Consider the following 25,524-nt stretch of genomic DNA (forward strand, 5'->3'; position numbering starts at 1 on the left):
CGATGTAATCATCCGATGCGCGCGAAGCTTTCAGCCGCCTTGCCTGACCATCTCCGCCAGCGTCTTCATCGCCTGCAGGTACGGATACGGCCCGTGGCTGATGCGGGCCACGCCGTATTCCGCGAATTCGGCGAGCGTCGGCGTCTCCGTGACGCGCATCACGTTCACCGGCAGCGGCGACGCGGCCGTCAGCGCGCGAATGAGCGCAGGCGAGCCCAGCCCCGGCACGAACAGCCCATCGGCACCGGCCGCGGCATACGCGCGAGCGCGGGCCAGCGTGGCGTCGAGCAGGCGTTCGTCGTGCGTGTCGGCCGGCGCCGTGAAGAACACGTCGGTGCGCGCGTTGATGAAATAGTCGGTGCCCGCGCGATCCGCGGCCTGCCGGGCTGCCGCGAGACGAGCCGCTGCTGCGTCGACGTCACGCAATTCGCCTGTCGCCGGGAAGCTGTCCTCGAGGTTGCAGCCGATCGCGCCGGCCTTGATGCTGAGCGCGATCGTTTCGGCGACATCTTCCGGCCGCTCGCCGTACCCGCTTTCGAGATCGACGGTGACGGGCAGGTTGGTCGCGCGCGTGATCCGCTCGAGCACGTCCATCATCAGCGCGCGCGGCATCTGCTCGCCGTCTCCGAAACCGTTGGCCGCCGCGACCGACCAGCTGCCGGTCGCCAGTGCGACGGCGCCCGCATCGGCCGCCGTGCGCGCGCTGCCGGCGTCCCACACGTTGAACAGCGCCAGCGGCTGGCCCGCACGGTGAAGCGAACGGAAATATGCGCCTTTCTCATTGCTGCTCATGCTTGCGTCTCCTGGTTGAAAACCGGATCGGTTGTCGTGCCGAACGATACTGCCACCGAATCGAGCGCCGCGAGGAAATCGCGTGCGTCGAACAGCTCGCCGAGACTGCGCACGCCGCCCGACACCCCGGTGTCGCCCGCGATCAGGCGCACGGCTGCCTCGACGATGATCGGTGCGCTGACCGCGTAGATGTCCTGCCCGGACGCCGTCGCGCGGTGCGTCGTGCCGCCCTGCACGACGATCGCGTCCATCGCGAACTGCTGCGCCGAGCGGCCCAACGCGTCGGTCGCCTCGGGCGGCGGCGTGGCGGCATCGCGCACGTCGCGCAGCGCGACGGTGGCGAGCCACGATTCGATCGTATCGATGCGCAGGTGACGCGACAGTGTCATCACTTCCGAAAACGGCAGCAGCGTCACGTCGACGCGGCCGATCGGCGGCGGGAACGGCCATGCGCGTTCGCGTGCGGTCGACGGCACCGGCGTCGGCTTCCCGTCCTTCTGCACGAGCCGTACCGCGCGATTGCGTTCGCCCGTCACGCGCGTGCCGCGCGTCGGGTGCCAGCGGTCGAGCCCGGTTGCGATATCGACGCGTTCGATCGGCTGGTGCGGGTCCACGACGGCCGTGACGAGCAGGTCGGCCAGGCCGCCGTAGAACGCCGCGGCGGGCACGATGGTCACGCCCGCCGCGCGCGCCCGCACATCGCAGTGTTCGGCCAGTGCCAGCACCGACGGCTGCTCGGCGGTCAGGTCGAGATAGGGGATGCCGGCCCGCAGCGCGGCATCGGCCAGCGGCAGCGCGGTATCGAGGTACGGGCCCGCGCAGTTGATCACCGCGGCCGCGCCGCGCAATGCGGCGTCGAGCGCGGCCGGATCGTCGATCGCGGCGACGCGCGTGAGCGCGAGCGCCGTATCGCCGCCGTCCTCCGCGAGCCGCGCGGCGTCGCGCCCGATGCGGATCGCGCGCAGGCCGCGCCGGGCCAGTTCGGCGACGACGAACCGCCCGGTATGACCCGTGGCGCCATAGACTGCAACCGTCATTCGATCATCCATGATCAACTCCGATACAGAACGGTCTGTTTTATAGTACAGACCTGTAGCGTCGTCAAGCGTGCGGTGCTATGATCGGCTCACTGTTGAGGGAGTGGGCGGCCAGCCAGGCCGGGTCGGGATGAAAAAGGAAACAGGCACACCAGGGAGCGCGCCCGATACGCGCGAACGCATTCTGCAGACGGCGAGCGAGCTGTTCTACCGGGAGGGTACGCGCGCGGTCGGCGTAGACCTGATCGTCGCGCAGGCAGGCGTGGCGAAGACGAGCCTCTATCGTTACTTCACGACGAAGGACGACCTGATCGAAGCATTCCTGCTGCGCGAGGACGCCGATTTCTGGGCGCATTGGGATGCGGTGGCCGCGCAGTACCGACGCACGCCGCGCGAGGAACTGGACGCGCAGCTGCAATGGATCGGCGAGCGCATTGCGCGCCCCGGCTATCGCGGCTGCCCGCAGATCAACATCGCCGCCGAATACGCGGACGGCAACCATCCGGCCCGCAAGGTGGCCGTCGCGCACAAGCAGGAATTGCGGCGCCGGCTGGCCGAGCTGGCGGATGCGATGGGTGTCGACGAGCCGGAAACCTTCGCGCTGCGGCTTGCGACCGTGATCGACGGCGCGCTGAGCAGCGGGCAGGCGTTGCATGCGCATGGGCCCGTGGCGTTCCTGCAGGAATTCGCGCAACTGCTGTTGCCGAAGAAGGGCCGCAAGTAAGCCGCCCGGCCGCGGCGATCCGCGCGCCGGTCCGGTTCAGTCGCGCGCGGCCGGATCGACCGACAGCGCGCGCAACTGGCCGCGCAACTGATCGACTTCCCCCGGCGCGAACGGCCGTTCGATCTCGGCATGCGTCTGCTGCCACAGTGGAAACGCTTCGGTCAGCAGGTCGTGGCCGGCCTGCGTCAGTTCGAGCAGGCGGCTGCGCCGGTCGTCCGGATCCTGGATGATCGTGACCAGGCCGCGCCGCTCGAGCGGTTTGAGCGCGGCCGTGAGCGTGGTGCGGTCCATCGCGAGCAGCGACGCGACCGATTTCATCGGCGCCGGCTGGGGCCGGTTCAGCGACATCAGCAGCGAAAACTGGCCGTTGGTGAGATCCAGCGGGCGCAGCACATCGTCGAAGATCCGCGCAAGATTGCGCGCCGCGCGCTGCATGTGCAGGCACAGGCAGCAATCGCGCACCATCAGCGTCGTTTCGAAGGGGAGCTTTTCTTTTCGTGCCATGTTGCAATTGTGTTGATATCAACCTATCTTGTCAAGGTCGAGGCGCGGCAGCCCGTCGCGTCCGTCACCGGAGGGGACAGCATGAGTGCTCAACAGCAGTTGTATCTCGCGGTATTTCTCGGGACGAAGGAGAGCCCGGCGATGAAGGCGTGGATGGCGCTGCCGGACGAGGAGCGGCGCACGCGCGAGCGCGACGGCATCGCCGCATGGCATGCGTGGGTCGACCGGCATCGCGACGCGATCGTCGAGATGGGCGGCCCGCTCGGCAAGACGAAGACCATCGATGCCGCCGGTGTCAAGGACACGGCGAACGCGATGAGCGGCTTCACCGTCGTGCGGGCGGCCTCGCACGAAGCCGCGGCCGCGCTGTTCGAAGGCCATCCGCATTTCACGCTGTTCCCGGGCGTGGCGATCGACGTGATGCCGGTGCTGGCGATTCCCGGCGCGTGAACGACGCGCGAGGCCCGGCGCCGTGTATCGGCGATGCGCCGTGGCCGGCAGGTGGACGTTTTCCCGACATTCTGGATGGAGACTGGCGATGAAGCTTTACGGATTTGCCGGCACCCGCTCGCAACGCGCGCTGTGGGGGCTGAAGGAACTGGATGCCGATTTCGAGTTCATCTCGGTGAACCTGCTCCAGGGCGAACACAAGCGACCCGAATTCCTGCGCCTCAATCCGGCCGGCAAGGTGCCCGTGCTGGTGGACGGCGACCTCGTGATTCCCGAATCGGCCGCGATCGTACTGTATCTCGCGGACAAGTACCCGGAGAAGGCACTGCTGCCGGTCGATCCGGCGCTGCGGGCCGAAGCTTACCGGTGGGTCATGTTCGCGGTGACGGAGCTCGAGCAGCCGCTGTGGCGGATCACGCGGCACTCGTTCATCTATCCACCGGAGAAGCGCTCGCCGGCCGACATCGAACTGGCGCGCGAGGATTTCAGGACGATGGCCGCGATCCTCGACAAGCATCTCGAAGGGCGCGAATTCATCGTCGGCGACACGCTGACGGTGGCCGATTGCGTGACGGCTTACCTGATTGACTGGGCGGGCGAGTGCAACCTGATCGAACCGTTTCCGCAGTTGCGTGCGTATCTCGAACGGTTGTATGCGCGGCCGAAGGCGCCGCAGCGGATCGCGGACGCGCGCAAGGCGGCGTGAACGGGCGGCGGCCGGTCATGCGTTGCATCGGCACGGCCGACCGTTACGTTGGTGCGGTCGGCGAGCGGCAGTCTTGCCGCGTTTCATGATGATGAAGCGTGCGTCGCGAACGCGGCGCACGCAGGTGCTCACGCCACGTCGTCAGGCCCGCCGAGCATGCGGCACAGCATCGACAGGTCGCTGAGCGTGACGTGCGGCGTCGCGGCCTGCTGCTGCACACGCTCCGCTTCCGGATGCGTATCGCGCACTACCCACGCCGCCTGAAGCCCCGCGTTCAATGCGCCGACGATATCGAGGTGGTAATCGTCGCCGACATGCAGCAGTTCCGCCGGCCGCACATCGAGCGTTTCTGCCGCCGCATGAAATATCCCGGGCTCCGGCTTCGCGACGCCGAACGCTTGCGCGCTGAGCGTCGCACGAAAGAATTCGCCGCCGCCGGTCAGCCGCAGATCCGCGTTGCCGTTGGTCACCGCGATCAACGGAAACCGCGCACTCAACCACGTGAGCGCCGGCAACGCATCTTCGTAGAATTCAACCCGGTTGCGTGCGGCATAGAACGCTGCGTACGCACGGTCGGTGAGCGCGACATCTTCGTTCGCGCGCTCCAGTGCAAGCCGGATCGAGCCGATTCTCATCGCGCGGAAGTCGCCGGCAAGATCGGGGCACAATCGTTCGTATTCCTCACGCAAGTCGCTGAGCGCCTGCTGCGTGGGCAGCACCCGCTCGGTACCGGGCGCGTGCTCGATCAACCACGTGCGAAGCTCCCCTTCGGCCCGTACGACGGATGGCCCGAACGGCCACAGGGTGTCGTCCAGGTCGAACGAGAGCGCGGAAACTTGGGTGAGACGCATGGAGGTTGACGGAGGGGTTTCGTTTACCAGGGCCACGGAATGGAGATTCCGGTGCCGTTTTCGAGGGCCTGCCGATACAGGAAGCGTGCGACGGTCAGGTCCTGCAGCGCGAGCCCGGTCATGTCGAAGACGGTGATCTCGTGCGGCGCGCGGTCGACCGTCGCGGTTCCCGCGAGGATGTCACCGATTTCCGTGCGTGGCAAATCGGGCGCCCACTGGCACTCGCCGATGCTGCGCGCCTGGTCGTGATCGTCCACGAAAATCCGCGCGCGGTCCAGCACGCCTGCCGGCAGTTCGCGCTTGCCGGCGGTATCGGCGCCCACGCAGGTCAGGTGGGTGCCCGGCTGCACCGCATCCGCGTCGAACAGCGCGCCGCCGCCGGGCGTTGCCGTGATCACCACGTCGCTATTGGCCACCGCGTCGTTCCGGTCGCGCGCCACGCCGATCGTGCATCGTTCCCGGAAGGCCGATTCGAACACCGGGTCGGGCTCGCCGCTGACGTTCACGTACTGCACGGTGCACCGTTGCGGCAGCAGCCCGAGTGCGTAGTCGAGCTGGACGCGCGCCTGCACGCCGGTGCCGAACACGCAGATTCGCGCGCTGTCGCGACGCGCGAGCAGTTGCAGACCGAGGCCGCCGGCGGCGCCGGTTCGCGCGGTGGTGATCGCATTGCCGTCCATGATGCACAGCGGGCGGCCCGTGGCCGGGTCGAACAGCGCGACGGTGGCCTGATGCGGTTCGCCGCCGAGCCCGCGGTTGCCGGGCCAGAATCCGGCCGCCTTGAAACCGAGCAGGTCCTGATTCGCGACATCGCCCGACTTGATGCCGAACACGCCGCCGGTGTGCAGTTTCTCACGCACCACCGGGAACACGCGTCCGGCCCGCTGACTGTGCAGCACGAAGGCTTCGCGAACGGCCGCCGTCACTTGCGCGGCCTGGAGGGCGGGCGCGACGGTATCGCGGTCGAGAAGCAGGAGTCGGTCGTCGGTCGGCATGTTCGGGCAAGCGCTTTCGGCGCCAGGCAAATCAGGGTGGTTTAAATTTTGTCCAGATTTGGACAAATAGTCAATTAATCGACGGGGCGGCGCGGGTGCGCGGTTTTGCTCACCACCCGTAGAAGCGCGGCCACGTCTGCGCGCCGCCGTCTTCGCCGATCGCCTGATATTCGGGATGTTGCGCACCGGTGGCGCACGCGTGATTCGGCAGGATGCGCAGGCGGGTGCCGATCGGAAACCGTTGCGCGATGCCGGCGTCGGGCGTGCCTGCCCGCGACACGATCCCGTGCTCCTGGTTGGCGGCGCTCATCACGTAGTCGCCGAGCACGTCGCCTTGTTCGGTGCAAACCTGCCCGTAGCCGAAGTCGTGCGCCTGGCGCTGCGTGCCGCGGTCGCGGCTCATCGCCATCCAGCCGGCGTCGACGATCGCCCAGCCTTTCTCTTCCTGGTGCCCGATGACGGTGGTCAGCACCGACAGCGCGATGTCGGACAGGTCGCACACGCCGATGTTGTGCATCACGAGGTCGAACATCACGTACACGCCGGCGCGCACTTCGGTCACGCCTTCGAGGTGTTCCGCCGCGAGGGCGGTGGGGGTCGAGCCGATGCTCACGACCGGGCAGGGCAGCCCGGCGGCCCGGAGGCGCTCCGCCGCCCGCACGGTGCGGCTGCGTTCCTGCTCGGCGATCGCCGCCAGCGCGTCGGGCGTGTTGTATTCGTAGCTGGAGCCCGCGTGCGCGAGCACCCCGCCGAGCACCATCCCGCCGTCGACCAGCGCGCGGCCCACGTCGATCAGCAGGTCGGCGTCGGGCGGAATCCCGGAGCGGTGACCATCGACGTCGACCTCGATCCACACGTCGAAGCGCTCGTCGTGCGCGCGCCCGAATTCGGCGATCGCGTGCGCGGCCGGCAGGCTGTCGGCGACTAGCTTCAGGTCGCAGCCCTGCCGGCGCAGCGCGAGCGCCTGGCCGAGTTTCGCGGGCACCATGCCGACCGCGTAGACGATGTCCCGGATACCGTGCGCGAAAAACTGTTCGGCTTCCTTGAGCGTCGACACCGTGATGCCCTGCGCGCCGGCCGCGATCTGGGCATCGACGACGTGCGTGCATTTGGTGGTCTTGACGTGCGGCCGGAACCTGACGCCGAGTGCGTCCAGATGCGCCTGCATGCGGCCGATGTTGTGTTGCATGCGGCCGACGTCTATCAGGGCGGTCGGGGTGTTGAGGGTTTGAAGGTCCACGATGCGTTGCCTCGGAGGGTTGCCGATGTGGACACTGTAGGGCCGTCGATGAGTCTCGGGTTTAACGCATCCCTAATCCGGCATTAAAGGCTGTTTAATCGAATCGAAAGAATCGCATGGACCGTGGCGCGGCTCACGCGTCGCCGCGCCACGGCGGCGGGCTGAGAAACCGCGTCGCGGCTTCGAGAAACACCCGTTGCCGTGCGGAGCGGCCGGTGCGCGACGGCAGCAGCGCCGTCACGGGGGCGGGCGGCAGGTGCCAGTCGGGCAACAACCGCACGAGCTTGCCGTTCGCCAGCAGCGGCGCGACGTCCCACTCGGAGCGCTCGACGATCCCGAGCCCGGCCAGCGCCCAATCCGTGATGACGGTGCCGTCGTTCGACGACAGCGCGCCGGTCACGCGGATCACGGCGGACCGGCGCGGTTCGCCCTTGACGTCGCCGCCTTGCGAGAAGCGCCAGCGCGGGATGTCCTCGTCGTTCTCGCGCAGGCACAGGCAGTCGTAGCGGGCCAGGTCGGACGGATGGTTCAGTTCCTTGATGCGGCGCGCATAGGCGGGGCTCGCGCACAGAAAGCGGTCATTGGGCGCGAGCGGATACCCGATCCACGACGACGACTTGAGGCTGCCGACGTGAACGACCACGTCGGCGCCCGGCGCGCTGGTCAACGGGCTCTCCGACAGGTGGAGCGCGATGTCGAGCTTCGGATGCGCGCGCTGCACGTCGCGCACGATCCGCGCGACGTACTTGCGGCCGAAGCCGAGCGGGGCGACGACGCGCAGCGTGCCGCGCACGTCGCCGTGGTCGCCCGAGATGCTGACCGGCAGCGCCTCCACGCGCTCGAGGATGTCGACGGCTTCCTGGTACAGCCGTTGCCCTTCGTCGGTCAGCGCGATCCCTTTCGGCTGCCGCACGGCGAGCCGGGCGTTCAGTCGCGCTTCCATCCGCTGCAGCCGAATCGTGACCGCGGGCGGCGTGAGATCGAGCAGCCGCGCGGCCGCGGCCAGCGAGCGCGACGTGCCGATCGCGCGGACGAGTCGAAGGTCGTCGAGGTCGAGCATTTCGTTTCTCTTAATGCTGGGTGTGCCGAGCATTAAACCGCACATCGCGACGCGAATCCATCGATGCTGCTGTGGATCGCGTCGGTCGCGCATCGAATCGGATTGCCTGGCTGCTTCGAATGACACGGCCCGCTGTGCCACGCACCGTTACCGGCCGAGCCCGACAATCAGCGACCGGTGCGCGGCGACCCCGGCCATCACCCCCGACGCCGATGCGAACGTTGCGTTGGTCATCGGCGTCGACGCGTCGCCGGCCGCGAACACGCCGGCGACGCTCGTCTGCTTCATTGCATCGACGCGCACGACCGGGCCGAGCGGCCCGTCGTCGAATGCACAGCCGAGCTGCTGCGCGAGATCGCTCGCCATCGCCGTGTGCGCGCCGACGAACAGCGCATCGATCGGCACGACCTGCCCGTCGGCGAGCCGCAACGCATCGATCCGCGGCGCATCGCCGAGGATTTCCACGACCGGCGACCGCTCGATGCGCACGCCGCGCGCATCGAGCAACGCGGCTTCTTCTTCGTTCGCTTCGGCCACGCCCTGCGTGAACCACGTCGTCGGGCCCCAGTCCGGAATCACGATCGCCTGATGCACCGACAGCGGATGCGTGGCGAGCACGCCGAGCCGCTGGCCGCTCACCTCGTATCCGTGGCAGTACGGACAATGCAGCACGCTGACACCCCAGCGTTCCGCAAGCCCCGGCAGTGCAGGCAATTCGTCGCGGATACCGGTCGCGAGGATCAACCGGTCGGCACTCGCCCGGCTGCCGTCGGCGAGCGTCACGTGGAAGCGGCCGTCCGCATCGCGCTCGGCCGTGCGCACGTCGCCTGCGATCCGCTGCACGGTGGGGTACGCGGCGAGCTGCGCGGCGGCTTCGTCGACGATCTGCGCGGGCGGCTTGCCGTCCTGCCCGAAAAAACCGTGCGCGTGCGCGGCAAAGCGGTTGCGCGGCCGGCCGGCATCGATCACGAGCACGCGGCGGCGCGCCCGCGCAAGCTGCATCGCGGCCGACAGCCCTGCAAAGCTGCCGCCGATCACGATCACTTCATGATGGCCATGCATGCACCGACTCCTTTCCTGAACCTGCGTGAATGACGGACGTGCTCCGATGGTGGTCGTCTCAACTCAACCCATCTCAAGAAACACGAGAAGTTGCATGATAGGGCGATGGTATCATTCACGCAACTTCAAAAGTTTCGAGAGAGGGGAGCACCGCTCGTGAGAACCGATAGCCGCTTGTCGCGGATGCTGCATGCGCTGATCCACCTGGATCAGGCCGACGGCCCGATGACGTCCGACGCGATCGCGACGATGTTGTGCACGAACCCGGTCGTCGTGCGGCGCCTGCTCGGCGGCTTGCGCGACTGCGGCTACGTGCAGTCGGAGAAGGGGCATGGCGGCGGCTGGGTGCTGAGTGTCGCGCTCGACGACATCACGCTGCTCGACGTCTATCGCGCGGTGGGCGAGCCGCCGCTGTTCTCCGATCTGGTGACCGACGACGAGGCCGAATGCCTGGTCGAGCAGGCCGTCAATGCGCACCTGTCGGCCACGCTGAAGGAGGCCGAGACGACGCTGCTCGCCCGCTTCGGCGAAGTCACGCTCGGCATGCTGTCGCGCGATTTCGACGCGAAGCACGCGAAGCGGCGCAAGCCGCGCTGACGCACCGCAGCATCGCCATCGGGCGTCGCCAACGCGCGCGCCGACGCGGCCGAAAACACCGCGCCGCGATGTTCTGTCCCCCAACTTCTGCCCGGTTCGCCCGCCACAGGGCAAAATACGGGTTTTCCGCACCCGCGAGGGCGCGACCGAATCACGCGCCGGGCGGCGCCAGTGCGCCATCCGCACGCTGCCGCCGGGCGCCCAGGCAAGAAACGCTCGCCCAGTCGCGAGCCCACAGGAGTCCAGACCCCATGCCCGAATCCAACCTGTCCTTCTTCGGCCGGCTGTCGCTGGCCGTCGGCACGTTCTTCTCCGTGCTCGGCAACCGCGAGTTCGCGGCCGGCGTGCTGCGCGTGCGCGATGGCGCCCCGGCCCCGGTCGCGCCGGCCCCCGCCGCGGCCCCGGCCCCGGCGCCTGCCGCCGCGCCCGTGAAGGCGCCGGCGCCCGAGCTGCGCGAGGCGAGCCCGCAGGCTGCATTGCAACTGCTCGGCCTGCTGCAGCGCGATGCGCGCTTCATCGACTTCGTCGAGGAAGACATCGCCGGCTACGCGGACGCCGACATCGGCGCGGCCGCACGCCTCGTGCACGACGGCTGCCGTGCCGCGCTGCGCGAACACTTCACGATCGTGCCGGTGCGCGACGAAGCCGAAGGGAGCCGCGTGACGCTGCCGGCCGGCTTCGACGCGACGGCCGTGCGCGTGACGGGCAACGTGGTCGGCGCCGCGCCGTTCACGGGCACGGTCAGCCATCGCGGCTGGCGGGTCGCCGACGTGCGCCTGCCGAAGCTGACGGGCAGCCACGACGCCTCGGTCGTCGCACCGGCGGAGGTGGAACTGTGAGCGATCCGCGCTATTCGATCGGTATCGATCTCGGGACGACCCACTGCGCGCTGTCGTACGTCGACAGCGCCGCGAGCGACGGCGAAACCATCACGCAGCAGGTGCTGCCGATCGCGCAGCTCACCGCGCCCGGCGCGCTGGAGTCGCGCGACCTGCTGCCGTCGTTCCTTTACCTGCCGCATGAAAGCGAACTCACGCAGGGCGACCTGACGCTGCCGTGGACGGCCTCGCGCGCTTTCGCAGTCGGCGAAATGGCCCGCACGCGCGGCGCCGGCACGCCGATCCGCCTCGTGTCGAGCGCGAAGAGCTGGCTGTGCCACCCGGGCGTCGACCGCCGCGCGGCGATCCTGCCGAGCGATGCGCCGCCGGAAGTGGCGCGCGTGTCGCCGCTGGAAAGCTCGATCCGCTACCTGACGCACCTGCGCGAAGCGTGGGACCACGCGCATCCCGACGCGCCGTTCGCCGACCAGGACGTGACGGTGACGATCCCCGCGTCGTTCGACCCGGCCGCGCGCGAACTGACGGCCGAGGCCGCGCGCGCCGCCGGCTACTCGCGGATGACGCTGCTCGAGGAGCCGCAGGCCGCGCTGTACAGCTGGATCCAGAAGAGCCAGGGCGGCTGGCGCAAGCAGGTGCAGGTCGGCGACCTGATCCTGTGCGTCGACGTCGGCGGCGGCACGACCGACCTGTCGCTGATCGCGGTGGTCGAGCGCGACGGCAATCTCGAACTGCATCGCGTGGCGGTCGGCGAGCACATCCTGCTCGGCGGCGACAACATGGACCTCGCGCTCGCGCACGTCGTCGCGCGCAAGCTCGCGCAGCAGGGCACGCAGGCCGATCCGTGGCAACTGCGCGCGCTCACGTACGCATGCCGTTCCGCGAAGGAAACGCTGCTGTCCGACCCGACGACCGACGCGGTGCCGCTCGTCGTGCCGAGCCGCGGCTCGAAGCTGATCGGCGGGTCGATCCGCACGGAGCTGACGCGCGCCGAACTCACGCAGACGATCCTCGAAGGCTTCTTCCCGCAAGTCGACGCGGCCGCGCGCCCGGTGAGCCGCGCCCGTGTCGGCCTGACGCAGCTCGGCCTGCCGTATGCGCAGGACGCGGGCATCACGCGCCATCTCGCGGCGTTCCTCGGCCGTCAGGTCGCGGCGCTCGACTCGCTCGAAGGTGTGCAGCGCACGCTGCCGCAGGGCGCGACGTTCCTGCATCCGACCGCCGTGCTGTTCAACGGCGGCGTGTTCAAGTCGACGCTGCTCACGCAGCGCGTGCTCGATACGCTCAACAGCTGGCTCGCCGCTGAAGGCGCGCCGCCCGCGCGCCTGCTCGAAGGCGCGGATCTCGATCTCGCGGTTGCGCGCGGCGCCGCGTACTACGGCTACGTGAAGCGCGGCCGTGGCGTGCGCATTCGCGGCGGCACGGCGCGTGCGTACTACGTCGCGATCGAATCGGCAATGCCGGCCGTGCCGGGGCTCGAACCGCCGGTGCAGGCGCTGTGCGTCGCGCCGTTCGGGATGGAGGAAGGCTCGGACGCGGCGCTGCCGCCGCAGGAGTTCGGCCTCGTCGTCGGCGAACCGGTGCAGTTCCGCTTCTTCGGTTCGTCGGTGCGCCGCCAGGACCAGGTCGGCACGCTGCTCGACTACTGGTCGCCGGAAGAGCTGCAGGAGCTGGAGGAAATCCAGGCGACGCTGCCCGCCGAAGGGCGCACCGTCGGCGAGGTCGTGCCCGTGAAGCTGCATGCGCGCGTGACCGAAGCCGGCACGCTCGAACTCGAGGCGATCCCGAGCGGCACGGACGAGCGCTGGAAGGTCGAGTTCGACGTGCGCGGCGCCGCCTGAGCGCGATGAAGCGCTATACGGTCGGGATCGACCTCGGCACGAGCAATACGGTCGTCGCATACGTCGAGGCCGGTTCCGACGCGATCCGCGTGTTCGACGTCGAGCAGCTGGTCGGCCCCGGCGCGGTGGCCGCGCAGCCGCTGCTGCCGTCGGTACGCTATCACCCGGCGGCGGGCGAGCTGCCGCCGGACACGCTGCGGCTGCCGTGGGCGGCCCACGCGAAAGCGAGCGCGGCCGGTGCGACGCCGGCCGTGATCGGCCGCTACGCGCGCACGCTCGGCGCGCAGGTGCCGGGCCGGCTCGTCACGAGCGCGAAGAGCTGGCTGTCGCACGCGTCGGTCGACCGGCTCGCGGCGATTCTGCCGTGGGGCGCGGCCGACGGCGTCGACAAGGTGTCGCCGGTCGACGCGAGCGCGAGCTATCTCGCGCACGTGCGTGACGCATGGGATGCCCGTTTTCCCGACGCACCGCTCGCGAAGCAGGACGTGATCCTGACGGTGCCTGCGTCGTTCGACGACGGCGCGCGCGCGCTGACGGTCGAGGCCGCGCGGCGTGCGAAGCTGCCCGCGCTGCGGCTGCTGGAAGAGCCGCAGGCCGCGTTCTACGACTGGCTGTACGGGCAGCGTGACACGCTGCGCGAGACGTTTGCCGCTGCGCGCCGCGTGCTGATCTGCGACGTCGGCGGCGGCACGACCGATCTCACGCTCGTCGATGTCGCGCCGGGCGACGACGGCGAGCCGACCTTCACGCGTGTCGGCGTCGGCAACCACCTGATGCTCGGCGGCGACAACATGGACCTCGCGCTCGCGCGCCTGGTCGAGTCGCGGCTGACCGAGCCCGGCACGCGGCTGTCGGCCGCGAGCCTGTCGCAGCTCGTCGAGCGTTGCCGTGCCGCGAAGGAGCGGCTGCTCGGCGACGATGCGCCCGAATCCGTCAACGTCACGCTGCTCGGCGCGGGCAGCAAGCTCGTCGGCGGCGCGCGCTCGGCCGAGCTGACGCGGCAGGAAGTCGAGCAGATCGTCGTCGACGGGTTCTTTCCGCAGGTCGAAGCCGGCGAGTTGCCGCGCCGCGCGCGCGCCGCGATCGTCGAATTCGGGCTGCCCTATGCGAGCGACGCGGCCGTCACGCGGCACGTCGCCGCGTTCCTGAATCGTCATGCGGAAGGCCCGCTGCCGGACACGCTGCTGCTCAACGGCGGCGTGTTCCGCGCGGGCGCGCTCGCCGGCCGTCTCGCGCAGACGCTCGGCGCGTGGCGCGGTGCGCCGCTCGACGTGCTGCACAACGCGCATCCGGACGTCGCGGTCGCACGCGGTGCGGTGGCCTACGGGCTCGCACGCGCCGGGCATGTGCCGCGCATCGGCGGCGGTTCCGCGCGCAGCTATTTCCTCGTGCTCGACGATGGCGCCGAAGGCGCGGCCGCGCGTGGCGTCTGCCTGCTGCCGCGCGGCACGGAGGAGGGCCACGAGATCCGGCTCGACGATCGCACGTTCGCGCTGCAACTCGGGCAGCCGGTGCGTTTCCACCTCGTGTCGACGGTGGCCGACACCGCGTACCGGCCCGGCGATCTCGTCGATTTCGACGGCGGCGATTTCGTGCGGCTGCCGCCGATCGCGACGGTCGTCGACGCAAAAGCGGGCGGCGATGCGCGCGAAACACCGGTGAAGCTCACCGCGTCGCTGACGGAAGTCGGCACGCTCGAAATGCACTGCATCGCGACCGACGATGCATCGCGCCGCTGGCGGCTCGAATTCCAGCTGCGCGGCGATGCGCCCGTGCAGGGCGACGACGCTGCGCTCGCGCGGCATCCTCGGCTCGACCAGGCGCTCGAACTGATCGAGCGCTCGTTCGGCAGCAAGGCCGCCGGCGTCACGCCGAAAGACACGCGACGGCTGCGCGCGCAGCTTGAGCAGGTGCTCGGTGCGCGGGAAGAGTGGGACGTTGCGCTCGCGCGTGAATTGTTCGATGCGTTGCTCGCGCGCGCACGGCGCCGCCGGCGCTCGGCCGATCACGAACGTGCGTGGCTGAACCTCGCCGGCTATTGCCTGCGCCCGGGCTTCGGGCATCCGCTCGATGCATGGCGCATCGAGCAGCTGTGGCCGTTGTTCGACGACGGGATTCAGTATGTGACCGACGCTCAGGTGTGGTCCGAGTGGTGGACGCTGTGGCGGCGCGTGGCCGGCGGCCTCGACGACGATGCGCAGACGCAGGTGCGCGACGCGATCGCCTTCCTCGAACCGACCGACGACAAGCGGCGCAAGCTGCCGTTCGACCCGGGCAAGGTCGGGCCGGCCGATATGACGCGGTTGTCCGCGTCGCTTGAGCGACTGCCCGTCGAACGCAAGGTCGAGCTGGCCGAGCGGTTGATCGCGCAATTGCAGAAGCCGGCGGAGCGCACGCTGTGCGCGTGGGCGCTCGGACGCATCGGTGCGCGCCGGCCGTTCTACGGCAGCGCGCACAGTGTCGTGCCGGCGGAAGTCGCCACCGGCTGGCTCGATGCGCTGTTCGCGCTCGACTGGAAGCAGGTTGAACCGGCTGCGTTCGCGGCTGCACAGATTGCGCGGATGACCGGAGACCGTTCGCGCGACCTGCCGGACGATACCCGCGAGGCCGTGATCAAGCGCCTGTCGGCCGCAAATGCGTCGGCGGCGTGGATCGACATGGTTCGCGAGGCGATCGCGTTCGACGAAGCCGACACGGTGCGTGTGTTCGGCGAAACGCTGCCGGCGGGGTTGAAGCTGCTGGCGGGGTGAGCAGCGCGGTGTGCTCCGGCATCATTCGGACGCCGGAGCATTGCGCGGCGTTGCCGATGCGGGCTGACGCTCACCGATTCAACGTCCTTCGAATACGCAAACGGCTGCCGTTGCATTGCATCGGCAGCCGTTTGTGCGTTGTGAGCGCGCCGATCACATCTGTGGCGTCGTCTCGCATGACGATGCGGCCGATTCCACGGCCATCACGTTCGGCGCCACCGCCCGCCGCGCCAGATGAATTCCCGCCAGCATGCAGCGCACCGAGCCGCCGGCCAGTTCGATCGTCGGCACGTCGAGCGGCAGCAGCCGTGCCGAACGCTCGATCGTCGCGCGCTGCACCGGCGTGAGGCAGTCGTACGCGCGCCGCGACAGCGCGAGCACACGCCCTTCCTTGCCCGACAATTCCAGCGTATTGCCCGCGAAATTCGCGATCTGCGAGGCATCGAGCGCGATCACCGTGCGGCCCGTTTCGGCGAGACGCTGTGCGATCTCGTCACGACGACGGCGGTCGGCAATGAGTTCGAGGCCGACCATCGCGAACTCGGTCGCGACGCTCATCATCACGTTCGTGTGATAGATCGGCCGCCCGTCGGCATCGGCCGTATCGAAGCAGATCGGCTCGAAATTGAAGTGCGTGCAGAAGCGTTCGAGCGCGACCGGATCGGCGCGGCGCGAACGCGCGGTGTACGCGATCCGAGCGACGTGGTCGAGCACCAGCGCGCCGGTGCCTTCGAGGAACACGTCGTCGTATTCGAGGCCCGAGTAGTCGATCACGTCCTGCACGCGGTACTCGGCCTTAAGCATCTCGATCACGTCCGCGCGCCGCTCACGGCGCCGGTTCGCGCTGAACATCGGAAAGAGCGCGACGTGGCCGCCCGGATGCGTCGAGAACCAGTTGTTCGGGAACACGGAGTCGGGCGTGTCGCGCTCGCCGTGGTCGTCGAACACATGCACGCGCACGCCCGCATCGGCGAGCGTCCGCGCGGCGGCCGTGACTTCGTCGCGCGCGGCGGCCGACACGGATGCCGCGCCGTGCGCGCCGTCGCCGCCGGCCGTGCGCTGGAACGCGTTGTCGGCCGCGGTCTGCGGGTTCGGCAGGAAGCGGTGCGGCCGGATCATCACGACGGCGGCCGGCGCCTGGATCGATACGAGATTCATGGAAGGCAGGAGCGAAAGGCAAGGGGCCGGGCGGCGCACGGGCCGCCCGGGGATGACCGTCAGCGCGCGAACGCGGCGACGGCTTCGGTCACGTATGCCGCGTGGCCCTGCGCGATCGCGGCCGGGTCGTCGATCAGCGCGAACAGGTTCTTCGGGTCGACGGCCGGCGGAATCAGCGCGATCTCGACGCCCGCGTTGTGCTGCTGCGCGAGCGCATACAGGTAGCGCAACGCCGAGTAATCCTCGAGCGCGAAGCCGACCGAGTCTAACACCGTGACTTCGTCCGCGCGTTCGCGGCCGGTCGTCTCGCCCTGCAGCACGCGCCACAGCTCGGTGACGGGGAAGTCGGCCGGCATCTGCTGGATCTCGCCCTCGATGCGCGACTGCGGCTCGAATTCGACGAACACGCGGCCCGCATGCAGCACGCCGGCCTCGAGTTCGGTCTTGCCCGGGCAATCGCCGCCCACCGCGTTCAGGTGCATGCCGGGCTCGATCATGTCGGCCGTGACGATCGTCGCGTACGCCTTGTCGGCGGTGACGGTCGTCACGATGTCGGCGCCGCGCACGGCGTCGGCGGTCGATGCGGCGCGCACCACGCGCAACGCGGGGTAGGCGGCGAGGTTCTGCACGAGCTTGTCGGTCGCGTGCGGATCGACGTCGAACACGCGGATTTCGTCGATGCCGAGCAGCGTGTGGAACGCGATCGCCTGGAATTCGCTCTGCGCGCCGTTGCCGATCAGCGCCATCGTGCGCGAATCGGGGCGGGCGAGGGCTTGCGCGGCGAGCACCGACGTGGCGGCCGTGCGCAGCGCGGTGGTCAGCGTGAGTTCGGCGAGCAGCAGCGGGTAGCCGGTATCGACTTCGGCGAGCGCGCCGAACGCCATCACCGTGTGCATCCCGCGCGCGGCATTGACGGGGTGGCCGTTCACGTACTTGAACGCGAACAGCGACGCGTTCGCGACGGGCATCAGTTCGATCACGCCGTCGCGCGAGTGGCACGCGACGCGCGGCGACTTGTCGAAGTCGGCCCAGTGCAGGTAATCGGCGCGCAGCGTGTCGACGAGCTCGCGGAGGAACGTCGTGACGCCGGTTTGGGCGATCAGTCGGGCGGTGGCGGGAACGTCGAGGAAGCGGGTCATGCGTCTGTCTCCATATTCGTGGCCGGTACGGGTGCCCGGCGTTCTGATCGACCGGGCGGGGCTTCGGCGCGCATCCGGGCTTCCTGGAACAGCAGCGGCGCGGCGGGTCGGCCGGTCGATGGAGTCATTATTTCCGCGAGTCGAGCCAACAAAAAGACGGCAAAAGTGGCAGATTTATCGATAGACTTGGCAAATTGCTGGCCAGATATGGCAATTTGACTAAATCGCACTGGTCGGAATGCAAAGGCTCCGGCACGCTGGCGGCCGGTTCACGTTCAACAGGAAGGCCCGTTCATGATCACGCTCGACGACGTCGACCGGCAGCTCATCGCGCTGCTGCGCGACAACGCGCGACTGCCCGTCGTCGCGCTGGCGAAGGAATTGCGCGTCGCGCGCGCGACCGTGCAGAACCGGCTGACGCGGCTGGAGAAGAACGGCGTGATCGTCGGCTATACGGTGCGGCTCAAGCCGGCGGCCGAACGGCACCGGATCCGCGCGCTGATGTCGATCGCCGTGCAAGGCAATCGCGGCGCGGAAGTGGTGAAGGTGCTGCGCGGGCATCCGAACGTCGCGTCGATCCACAGCACCAACGGGCGCTGGGATCTCGTCGCCGAGCTGCATGCCGATTCGCTCGAGCACTTCGATCGCGTGCTCGGCGCGATCCGGCTGATCGACGGGATCGCGAATACCGAGACGAGTATTTTGCTGTCGACGCACAAGGCGTGACGCGGGCAGGCGGCGCCTGCGTCAGCGCTCAGGTTTGCTCAGGCGTCAGGCGCTGGTCGCCGATTCCGGAAATACCGGCTCACCTAGCGTCAGCATCAACCGGTTCGCCCACGCGAAGATCGCGACCGCGTGCGACAGGTCGAGAATCTCCTCATGTGTCAGCCCTTCGGCTTCCAGCGCGGCGATATCGCCCGCGTCGACCGTATCGGGCCGCTCCGTCAGCGCGATCGCATAGCGAATGATCGCGCGTTCGCGCGCCGTCGTGCCGGCCGTCGCCGGAGCGTCGAACACCTGCTCGATCGCGTCGGTGCGCTTCGCGAGCTGGGTAAAGCGCTGCGCATGCACGGACGCGCAGTACACGCAGCCGTTCACGCGCGACACGGCCGTGCTCGCCAGTTCGCGCTCCGCGCGCGACAGTCCGCCGGGGCCGTACATGATCGCGTTGAATACGCCCGAGCGTTGCCGCAGGATCTCGGGAAGATGGACGAGCAGCAGGTAATAGTCGGACGTCTTCGCTTGCGGGTGACTCGCTTCGAGCACGGCCAGCTGGTCGGGTGTCGCGGCATCGAGCGAGACGGTGTCGAGCCAGGCACGCCAGCCGAGCGTGTCGGACGTGAAGCCGTGCGTGGTCGTCGTCATGCGGCCTCCGCTGCGGCACGTGCCTGAAGCGCCTGCGCGGCCACCGCGACGCGCAACTGATACGCGACGAACGCGACGAGCTGCGACAGCGCGACGATCGCGGGCGTCGTGAGTCCGGCCGACTTCAGCGCGTCGAGATCGGACGGACGTGCATCGACCGGCGCGCGCGTCAGCAGGCGTGCATGCGCGAGGATCGCGCCGATGCGGCGGGGCAAGGTGTCGAATGCATCAGCGTCCGCACGTGCGATATCGTCGAGCGTGCCGCCTGCATCGATCAGTCGTGCGCGATAGGTGTCGGCCAGCACGCGAGCGTTCGATTGTTCTGCGACATACCGCGCCGCGTGCAGTCGTTCGATTAACGAAAGATCGGGCAACGCGGGATCGAACAGCGCCGCTTCGCTCAGCCGCGTATGGAGCAGCACCTTGTCGCGTGCGCGACGCAGCGCGGCGACGGCGTCGCCATCGCGCAGGCCGGCCACCGCATCGATCGTGTCCGGCGCATCGGCCGGCGTGATGGATTCAGTCATCGTTTCGGGTTCCCTTCGTCGTCAATGTGATCGATGAATGCGCGCTCATGCGTCGGCGTCGCGCCATTCGTCGCCTTGCAGTTCGGCGTTGGCATACGCGACGAGCGCGTCGTAGTGGCGATCGCGGTCCGCGTCGAACAGCCGGCTCGCGATCCCGCGCGCGAGCCGCCTAGCGCCCGCGCTGATGGCCGGGATATCGCCGGACAGCTTGCCGTGGCTCAGGCTCGCCGCATGGTTGAAGCAGTGAATTCGCGTGATGGCCGCACATGCGCCGGGCTCGCGCTCCTGGAACGCGAACGCGGGGCCGAGGTCGGGCGATTCGGCGAGCTCATCGATCCACGTGCCCGGCTCCGGTCGATAGCGATCCTTCCAGCGCCGCACCTGCGCGCCGAACGACGCGAATTCCGCGCGCGTCGTCCAGTCCGAATGAAAACCGGTCGCGAAGATCAGGAAGTCGACCGTGTAGCGTCCGCGCGGCGTCGTCACGTCGAGGCCGTCCGCATGTTCCGCGAGCGTCTCGATCGGGCTGCCCGCATGAAAGTGCGCCTGTTCGTGACGCGACACGCGCAGCACGCTGTCGCGCGGCGGCGGCGTCTGCGACGTCAGCGCGTAGTGCATGAAGCGCCATTTCGTCGCGTCGTCGAGATCGGCGTAGCCATGCACGAGCCCCGGGCTGCCGATGCCCGTCAGCTTGTTGATGCGCGGAATGTCCGTGCGGCGGAAGAACAGGTCGACGCGCGCGGCGCCGGCTTCGAGCGCGGTGCCCGCATTGTCGAACGCGGACGCACCCGCGCCGACCACGCCGACACGCTTGCCCGCGAGCGCCGCGAAATCGATCGGCTCGGACGAATGGGCCCAGCGCGTGCGCGGTGCGCGTTGCGCGACGGGCGGTACGTACGGGCCGCCGAGCCCGTCGCGGCCGGTGGCGAGCACCACGTGCCGCGCGAGCAGCGTCTGCGCTTCGCTGTTGCCGCGCACGTCGAGCGCGAGCAGGCCGTCGTCACGCGGGCGCAGCGCGACGAGCGTGGTGTCGTTGCGCACCTGCAGGTCGAGCACGCGCCGGTACCAGCGCAGGTAGTCCATCCATTGCGTGCGCGGAATCTTGTAGAGCGCGTCCCACGCGTCGCGGCCGTATTGCGCTTCGAACCACGCGCGGAACGTCAGCGCGGGCAGGCCGAGCGCGGGGCCCGCGAGCTGCTTCGGCGAGCGCAGCGTGTCCATCCGCGCGAACGTGACCCACGGGCCTTCGTAGCCGGCCGGCGCGCGGTCGATCACGCACTGGTTGTCGATGCCGAGCAGGCGCAGTTCGGCGGACGCCGCGAGCCCGGCCATGCCGCCGCCGACGATCGCGACGTCGAGCACGCGTGTGCCGTCGGCCTCGCGCGGCGGCACCCACGACGGTGCGGGCAGGTCGAGCCAGCGCAGGTCTTGCGCGAGCCGGGCTTCGAGTGCCTGCAATGGATCGGTCGTTGTCATGCGGCCTCCGGGCGGGTCCGGCGTGCACGCGTCGTGCGGGTTGCCCCACGCGGCGCGCGCTCGGCGCGCAGCCGGTCGCCGCGCAGCAGCGCGTCGTGCGCGGCGGCATCGTGGAAGATCACGTCGTCGAGCAGCGCGCGCGTCGTACGGTGCAACGCGTCGAGCAGCGCATCGACCGCTGACGTGCGTGCCTTGCCGGCGGGCGTCGCGACGCCGAACGCGAACGGGATGTCGACGTCGAGCGGGCGCGCGACGACGCCCTCCACCGGCAGTGCCACGCCCGTGGCCGGATCGACGATGCCGATCCCGATGCCCGCGCGCGCGGCCATCACCGCATTCAGCGACGCATTGGTTTCGATGAACACGCGTGCATCGACCCGCGCGGCCGCGAATGCCGCATCGATCCGCTGGCGCAACCGGTGGCGGTTCGCGACCGTCACGATGCGGCGGCGCGCGAGGTCGCGCAGCGCGATGCGCGGCTGCGCCGCGAGCGGGTCGCCGGCCGGCAGCACGGCCACGCACGGCGTCTGCGCGATCCAGTGCACGTCGAGCCCCGCGTGCGCCATCGGCAGCGTGACGACGCCGACATCGGCCGTGCCGGCCAGCACCTCGTGCACGACATGCTCGGCCGATTCGCTGCGCAACTGGTAGTGGGGCGCCTGCGCGCCGTCGGGCAGCACGGCGAGCGCGGCCGGCACGAGCGTGGCCGCGAGCGAAGGTGTGGCCGCGATGCGCACGGGCTCGGCGCTTTCATCGCCGAGTGCCCGGGCGCGCGCCTCGATCGCGCGCAGGCCGACCAGCGAGCGTTCGACTTCCTCGTAGAGCAGGAATGCGCGCCGCGTCGGCGTGACGCGCGGGCCGTGCCGGTCGAACAGCGCGTAGCCGAGATCGGCTTCGAGCTCCTGGATCTGCCGCGTGACGGCCGGCTGCGAACGGCCGAGCAGTTCGCCCGCGCCGGTCACGCTGCCGGCCGACATGACTGCGGAAAAGGCTTCGAGTTGATGCAGCTCCATGACACCTTCCGATGATGCGATTTGCGCATTGTAGAAGTGTGAGCATGCGCGATTCATATAATGATTTTTGCTATCGACAGCGCGAAAACTGCGAAGGGCACGATCGTTGCGACGGCCGGTGGTGCGTGCCCGAGCGTGGGTTGCGATCGGCGCCGTGAACGAAACGCCAATCGAATCAACGCGATGCGTTGCATGCCGATACATCGCGCGAGGCGGGGAGTGCGGATGGCCGCTCGCCAGCATCACTCCTTCGCGCCGCGCACGATATCGATATGCGCAAAACTTCGTTGGATCGTCCTGAACCGGGTGGTTACATGCCCTCACTCTTTTCGACTGACTGAAGCTGGGGGACGCATGAACGTTTCGGGGAACGACGCACGCGGCGCATGGCGGCGCGTGCTGGGCACGGTGGCGGCGCTCGCTGCCGCATGGGGCTTGTCGACGGGCGGCGCGCTCGCGGCGGGCGTGTCGGGCGAGCCGGTGGTGATCGGCGTGAGCGGCCCGCTCACGGGCCAGGACGCGCAGTACGGCGAACAATGGAAGCGCGGCTTCGATCTCGCGCTCGACGAGATCAACGGCAGCGGCGGCATTCACGGCCGGCCGCTCGCGGTCGACTTCCAGGACAGCCGCAGCGACCCGCGCCAGGCGGTGGCGATCGCGCAGAAGTTCGTCGCCGATCCGCGCATCGCGATCGAGCTGGGCGACTTCTCCAGCGCGACGTCGATGGCCGCATCGCCGATCTACCAGCGCGGGCAGCTGATCCAGTTCGGCTTCACGAACTCGCATCCGGACTTCACGAAGGGCGGCGACTATCTGTGGAGCACCGCGCTGAGCCAGGCCGAGGAGCAGCCGCTGCTCGCGCGCTACGCGGTGAAGGAGCTCGGCTTCAAGCGGATCGCGGTGCTGTACCTGAACACTGACTGGGGCCGCACCAGCAAGGACATCTTCGCGAAGGCGGTAGCCGGGCTCGGCGCGCAGGTCGTCGCGGCCGAAGGCTATCAGCCGACGGAGAAGGATTTCCGCTCGACGCTCGTGCGCATCGGCGAATCGAAGCCCGATTCGATCGTGTTGATCTCGTACTATGCGGACGGTGCGCAGATCGTGCGCCAGGCGCGTACATCGGGGCTCACGCTGCCGATCGCGGCGGTCGGTTCGGTGTACTCGCCGAAGTTCCTCGAACTGGGCGGCACGGCCGTCGACGGCGTCTATACCGAATCGAACTTCTTCCCGGCCGAACCGCGCCCCGAGGTGCAGGCGTTCGTGCAGCGCTATCGCGCGAAATTCCACGCCGATCCCGATTCGTTCGTCGCGCGTGCATACGATGCGCTGATCCTGTCGGCGGAAGTGCTGCGCCGCTACGGCACGACGCGCCAGGCCGCGCACGACGGCTTCGCGAAAATCAGCGACGTGCCGAGCGTGATCTTCGGCAAGGTGCGCTTCGATCCGCAGACGCGCCGCGTCGCGGGCGCACGGACCGTGTATCTGGTCGTGAAGCAGGGGCAGTGGGCGCTGTGGGACGGCGCGAAACCGCAGCTCGCCGCGCGTTGAACCCGGCGCTGAACAGCATGCACGTAACGGACGCATCGTGATGGCTTCCTGGCTCGACTACACGCTCAACGGCCTCATCGTCGGCAACATCTACGCGCTGCTCGCGGTCGGGCTCGCGCTGATCTTCGGCGTGTCGCACCTGATCAACTTCGCGCACGGCTCGGTCTACATGGTCGGCGCGTTCATCGGCTGGCTGTGCCTGACGCGCTTCGGGCTGCCGCTGCCGGTCGCACTGGCGGCGGTCGTCGTCGGCTGCGGCACGCTCGGCATCGCGATCGAACGGATCGGGCTGCGGCCGCTGCGTCACGCGGCACGCATCGCGCCGCTGCTCGCGACGATCGGCATCAGCTTCATCCTCGACCAGCTCGCGCAGCTCGCGTTCGGCGCCGACCCGCGCGCGGTGCCGACGCCGCTGCCCGACTGGCACGTGCGGATCGCCGGCGCGACGCTCGGCTCGCTCGACCTGCTGATCGCGGGCATCGGTATCGCGGCGGCCGCGCTGTTGTACGGCTTCCTGCGCTTCACACGGCTCGGCTGGGCGGTGCGCGCGACCGCGCAGGATCGCGACGCGGCGCTGCAGATGGGTGTCGACGTCGACCGCGTGAACCAGACCGTGTTCGCGATCGCGTGCGCGCTCGGCGGCGTGAGCGGGCTGCTGGTCGGCATGTACTACAACAGCATCGATCCGGCGATGGGCTTCCAGGCCACGCTGAAGGGCGTGGTCGCGCTACTGATCGGTGGGCTCGGCAACGTGCCGGGCGCGATCGCGGGCAGCCTGCTGCTCGGTCTCGTCGAAAGCTACGGCGTCGCGCTGTTCGGCACCAGCTATCGCGACCTGTTCGCGTTCGGGCTGCTGATCGTGTTCCTCGTGTGGCGGCCGAACGGGCTGTTCAGCGCGAACCGCGCGCTGCCGCCCGAGCCGATGACGGGCACCTTCCTCGCGGCCGCGAAGGCCGTGCGCGTACCGCGTCCGGTACTCGTCGCGCTGATCGTGGCGGCGGCCGTGCTGCCGTGGCTCGGCGCGTCGCCGTACGTGCTGCAGACGCTGACCAACGCGTGGCTGTACGGGCTGCTCGCGTTGAGTCTCACGCTGGTGGCGGGCACGGTCGGGCAGATCTCGCTCGGCCACGCGGCGCTGCTCGTGATCGGCGCGTATGCGTCGGCGCTGCTGTCGTCGGATCTCGGCTGGTCGCCGGCCGTGACGATTCCGTGCGCGGGCGTGATCACCGCCGTGCTCGGCACGCTGCTCGTGTATCCGGCGTTCCGGCTGCGCGGGCACTACGTGTCGATCGCGACGCTCGGCATCGGCGAAGTGGTGAGCCTCGTGATCCTGAACTGGGACGGCCTCACGCGCGGCCCGCTCGGCATCACCGGCATCGCGCCGCTGCCGTGGGCGACGACCGCGCGTGCCGCGTACTGGTTCACGTTCGCGGTGCTCGTCGTGTTCGCGCTCGTGCAGGTGCGGCTGCTGCGCTCGCATCTCGGCCGCACGCTGCGCGCGGTGCGCGAGGACGACGTCGCCGCGCGTGCGCACGGCATCGCACCGAACCGCTACAAGGCAATCGCGTTCGCGGTCGGCGGCGTTGCGGCCGGCGTGAGCGGCGGGATCGCCGCGCACCTGTACAGCTACATCAATCACCAGACCTTCGATTCGCAGGTGTCGATCCTCGCGCTGACGATGGTGATCCTCGGCGGGCTCGGCAACGTGCTCGGCGGCATCGCCGGCGCGATCGCGCTGATCGGGCTGCCCGAGCTGTTCCGCTGGGCGGCCGACTACCGGATGCTGATCTACGGCCTCGTGCTGTTGCTGCTCGTCCGGTTCCGGCCGCAGGGCCTGCTCGGCACGGTGTGAG

24 protein-coding genes are annotated in these 25,524 nt (G+C 69.3%); 10 read left to right on the top strand and 14 right to left on the bottom strand.

Features of this window, described 5'->3' with window-relative positions:
- Positions 1-30: 30 nt before the first annotated feature.
- Both QZM35_RS01235 and QZM35_RS01240 read right to left on the bottom strand, forming a co-directional pair.
- A complete protein-coding gene (locus QZM35_RS01235; RefSeq protein WP_301775247.1) occupies positions 31-792 on the bottom strand; it encodes an isocitrate lyase/phosphoenolpyruvate mutase family protein in 762 nt (253 codons plus the stop codon).
- Positions 789-1,841 (bottom strand): trans-acting enoyl reductase family protein, encoded by a 1,053-nt coding sequence (locus tag QZM35_RS01240; protein ID WP_301775248.1) that lies wholly within the window; start codon positions 1,839-1,841, stop codon positions 789-791. The genes QZM35_RS01235 and QZM35_RS01240 overlap by 4 nt, the downstream gene beginning before the upstream one ends.
- 118 nt (positions 1,842-1,959) lie before the next feature.
- On the opposite strand from QZM35_RS01240, the gene QZM35_RS01245 reads away from it, so the two are divergent.
- Positions 1,960-2,553 carry a TetR/AcrR family transcriptional regulator gene (locus QZM35_RS01245; protein ID WP_089432181.1) on the top strand — a complete coding sequence of 198 codons (594 nt, stop codon included), beginning with the start codon at positions 1,960-1,962 and terminating at the stop codon, positions 2,551-2,553.
- A 36-nt stretch (positions 2,554-2,589) separates the two neighbouring features.
- Here the strand turns inward: QZM35_RS01245 and QZM35_RS01250 are convergent, their stop codons facing one another.
- The gene (locus QZM35_RS01250; RefSeq protein WP_174976071.1) at positions 2,590-3,057 is read right to left on the bottom strand and encodes a MarR family winged helix-turn-helix transcriptional regulator; all 468 of its coding nucleotides are present in this window, start codon (positions 3,055-3,057) and stop codon (positions 2,590-2,592) included.
- Between the two features lie 81 nt (positions 3,058-3,138).
- Here QZM35_RS01250 and QZM35_RS01255 point away from each other — a divergent pair, with 81 nt between their 5' ends.
- Positions 3,139-3,507: a hypothetical protein gene (locus tag QZM35_RS01255; protein ID WP_089428263.1), complete on the top strand. Its 369-nt coding sequence runs from the start codon at positions 3,139-3,141 to the stop codon at positions 3,505-3,507.
- Positions 3,508-3,595: 88 nt separating this feature from the next.
- Positions 3,596-4,213, top strand: coding sequence for a glutathione S-transferase family protein (locus QZM35_RS01260; RefSeq protein WP_069250828.1), 618 nt, complete (start codon positions 3,596-3,598; stop codon positions 4,211-4,213).
- 128 nt (positions 4,214-4,341) lie between these two features.
- Here the strand turns inward: QZM35_RS01260 and QZM35_RS01265 are convergent, their stop codons facing one another.
- The 5 genes from QZM35_RS01265 to QZM35_RS01285 all read right to left on the bottom strand — a co-directional run bounded on the left by QZM35_RS01265 (position 4,342) and on the right by QZM35_RS01285 (position 9,421).
- The gene (locus QZM35_RS01265; RefSeq protein ID WP_089432182.1) at positions 4,342-5,064 is read right to left on the bottom strand and encodes an HAD family hydrolase; all 723 of its coding nucleotides are present in this window, start codon (positions 5,062-5,064) and stop codon (positions 4,342-4,344) included.
- A gap of 23 nt (positions 5,065-5,087) precedes the next feature.
- Positions 5,088-6,059 carry an ornithine cyclodeaminase family protein gene (locus QZM35_RS01270; RefSeq protein ID WP_089428261.1) on the bottom strand — a complete coding sequence of 324 codons (972 nt, stop codon included), beginning with the start codon at positions 6,057-6,059 and terminating at the stop codon, positions 5,088-5,090.
- Between the two features lie 109 nt (positions 6,060-6,168).
- Positions 6,169-7,299 (bottom strand): DSD1 family PLP-dependent enzyme, encoded by a 1,131-nt coding sequence (locus QZM35_RS01275; protein WP_089428260.1) that lies wholly within the window; start codon positions 7,297-7,299, stop codon positions 6,169-6,171.
- A gap of 133 nt (positions 7,300-7,432) precedes the next feature.
- The gene (locus QZM35_RS01280) at positions 7,433-8,359 is read right to left on the bottom strand and encodes a LysR substrate-binding domain-containing protein (protein WP_174976073.1); all 927 of its coding nucleotides are present in this window, start codon (positions 8,357-8,359) and stop codon (positions 7,433-7,435) included.
- Positions 8,360-8,506: 147 nt separating this feature from the next.
- A complete protein-coding gene (locus QZM35_RS01285; protein ID WP_301775249.1) occupies positions 8,507-9,421 on the bottom strand; it encodes an NAD(P)/FAD-dependent oxidoreductase in 915 nt (304 codons plus the stop codon).
- Positions 9,422-9,577: 156 nt separating this feature from the next.
- Here QZM35_RS01285 and QZM35_RS01290 point away from each other — a divergent pair, with 156 nt between their 5' ends.
- The 4 genes from QZM35_RS01290 to QZM35_RS01305 all read left to right on the top strand — a co-directional run bounded on the left by QZM35_RS01290 (position 9,578) and on the right by QZM35_RS01305 (position 15,445).
- Positions 9,578-10,018, top strand: coding sequence for an Rrf2 family transcriptional regulator (locus QZM35_RS01290; protein ID WP_089428257.1), 441 nt, complete (start codon positions 9,578-9,580; stop codon positions 10,016-10,018).
- A gap of 251 nt (positions 10,019-10,269) precedes the next feature.
- Complete coding sequence (locus QZM35_RS01295) at positions 10,270-10,857, top strand: DUF2760 domain-containing protein (RefSeq protein WP_069250834.1); 588 nt, start codon at positions 10,270-10,272, stop codon at positions 10,855-10,857.
- Positions 10,854-12,695 carry an Hsp70 family protein gene (locus tag QZM35_RS01300; RefSeq protein ID WP_089428255.1) on the top strand — a complete coding sequence of 614 codons (1,842 nt, stop codon included), beginning with the start codon at positions 10,854-10,856 and terminating at the stop codon, positions 12,693-12,695. The genes QZM35_RS01295 and QZM35_RS01300 overlap by 4 nt, the downstream gene beginning before the upstream one ends.
- A 5-nt stretch (positions 12,696-12,700) precedes the next feature.
- Positions 12,701-15,445 carry an Hsp70 family protein gene (locus QZM35_RS01305; protein ID WP_301775250.1) on the top strand — a complete coding sequence of 915 codons (2,745 nt, stop codon included), beginning with the start codon at positions 12,701-12,703 and terminating at the stop codon, positions 15,443-15,445.
- 153 nt (positions 15,446-15,598) lie between these two features.
- Here QZM35_RS01305 and ctlX read toward each other — a convergent pair whose 3' ends face one another.
- Together ctlX and QZM35_RS01315 are read right to left on the bottom strand one after the other, a co-directional pair.
- Positions 15,599-16,603, bottom strand: coding sequence for a citrulline utilization hydrolase CtlX (ctlX, locus tag QZM35_RS01310; RefSeq protein ID WP_301775251.1), 1,005 nt, complete (start codon positions 16,601-16,603; stop codon positions 15,599-15,601).
- 59 nt (positions 16,604-16,662) lie between these two features.
- The gene (locus QZM35_RS01315; protein ID WP_301775252.1) at positions 16,663-17,742 is read right to left on the bottom strand and encodes an ornithine cyclodeaminase; all 1,080 of its coding nucleotides are present in this window, start codon (positions 17,740-17,742) and stop codon (positions 16,663-16,665) included.
- Positions 17,743-18,036: 294 nt separating this feature from the next.
- Here QZM35_RS01315 and QZM35_RS01320 point away from each other — a divergent pair, with 294 nt between their 5' ends.
- A complete protein-coding gene (locus QZM35_RS01320; RefSeq protein WP_006479718.1) occupies positions 18,037-18,468 on the top strand; it encodes an Lrp/AsnC family transcriptional regulator in 432 nt (143 codons plus the stop codon).
- A gap of 45 nt (positions 18,469-18,513) precedes the next feature.
- Here the strand turns inward: QZM35_RS01320 and QZM35_RS01325 are convergent, their stop codons facing one another.
- From QZM35_RS01325 to QZM35_RS01340, 4 genes are read right to left on the bottom strand one after another with little or no spacing between them, the layout of a single operon-like run.
- Positions 18,514-19,107, bottom strand: a complete 594-nt coding sequence (locus QZM35_RS01325; protein ID WP_089428251.1) for a peroxidase-related enzyme — start codon at positions 19,105-19,107, stop codon at positions 18,514-18,516.
- Positions 19,104-19,634, bottom strand: coding sequence for a CMD domain-containing protein (locus QZM35_RS01330; protein WP_089474216.1), 531 nt, complete (start codon positions 19,632-19,634; stop codon positions 19,104-19,106). The genes QZM35_RS01325 and QZM35_RS01330 overlap by 4 nt, the downstream gene beginning before the upstream one ends.
- A gap of 45 nt (positions 19,635-19,679) precedes the next feature.
- Positions 19,680-21,110, bottom strand: coding sequence for an NAD(P)-binding domain-containing protein (locus QZM35_RS01335; protein WP_301775253.1), 1,431 nt, complete (start codon positions 21,108-21,110; stop codon positions 19,680-19,682).
- Positions 21,107-22,123: a LysR family transcriptional regulator gene (locus tag QZM35_RS01340; RefSeq protein ID WP_089428248.1), complete on the bottom strand. Its 1,017-nt coding sequence runs from the start codon at positions 22,121-22,123 to the stop codon at positions 21,107-21,109. The genes QZM35_RS01335 and QZM35_RS01340 overlap by 4 nt, the downstream gene beginning before the upstream one ends.
- Positions 22,124-22,477: 354 nt before the next feature.
- On the opposite strand from QZM35_RS01340, the gene QZM35_RS01345 reads away from it, so the two are divergent.
- Together QZM35_RS01345 and QZM35_RS01350 are read left to right on the top strand one after the other, a co-directional pair.
- Positions 22,478-23,671, top strand: coding sequence for an ABC transporter substrate-binding protein (locus QZM35_RS01345; protein ID WP_089428247.1), 1,194 nt, complete (start codon positions 22,478-22,480; stop codon positions 23,669-23,671).
- A 40-nt stretch (positions 23,672-23,711) separates the two neighbouring features.
- Entirely contained in the window at positions 23,712-25,523 is a 1,812-nt protein-coding gene (locus tag QZM35_RS01350; RefSeq protein ID WP_089428246.1) for an ABC transporter permease, read from the top strand.
- The last annotated feature ends 1 nt before the right edge of the window (position 25,524 follow it).

Source organism: Burkholderia sp. AU45274 (genome assembly GCF_030482505.1).
Classification (GTDB): Bacteria; Pseudomonadota; Gammaproteobacteria; order Burkholderiales; family Burkholderiaceae; genus Burkholderia.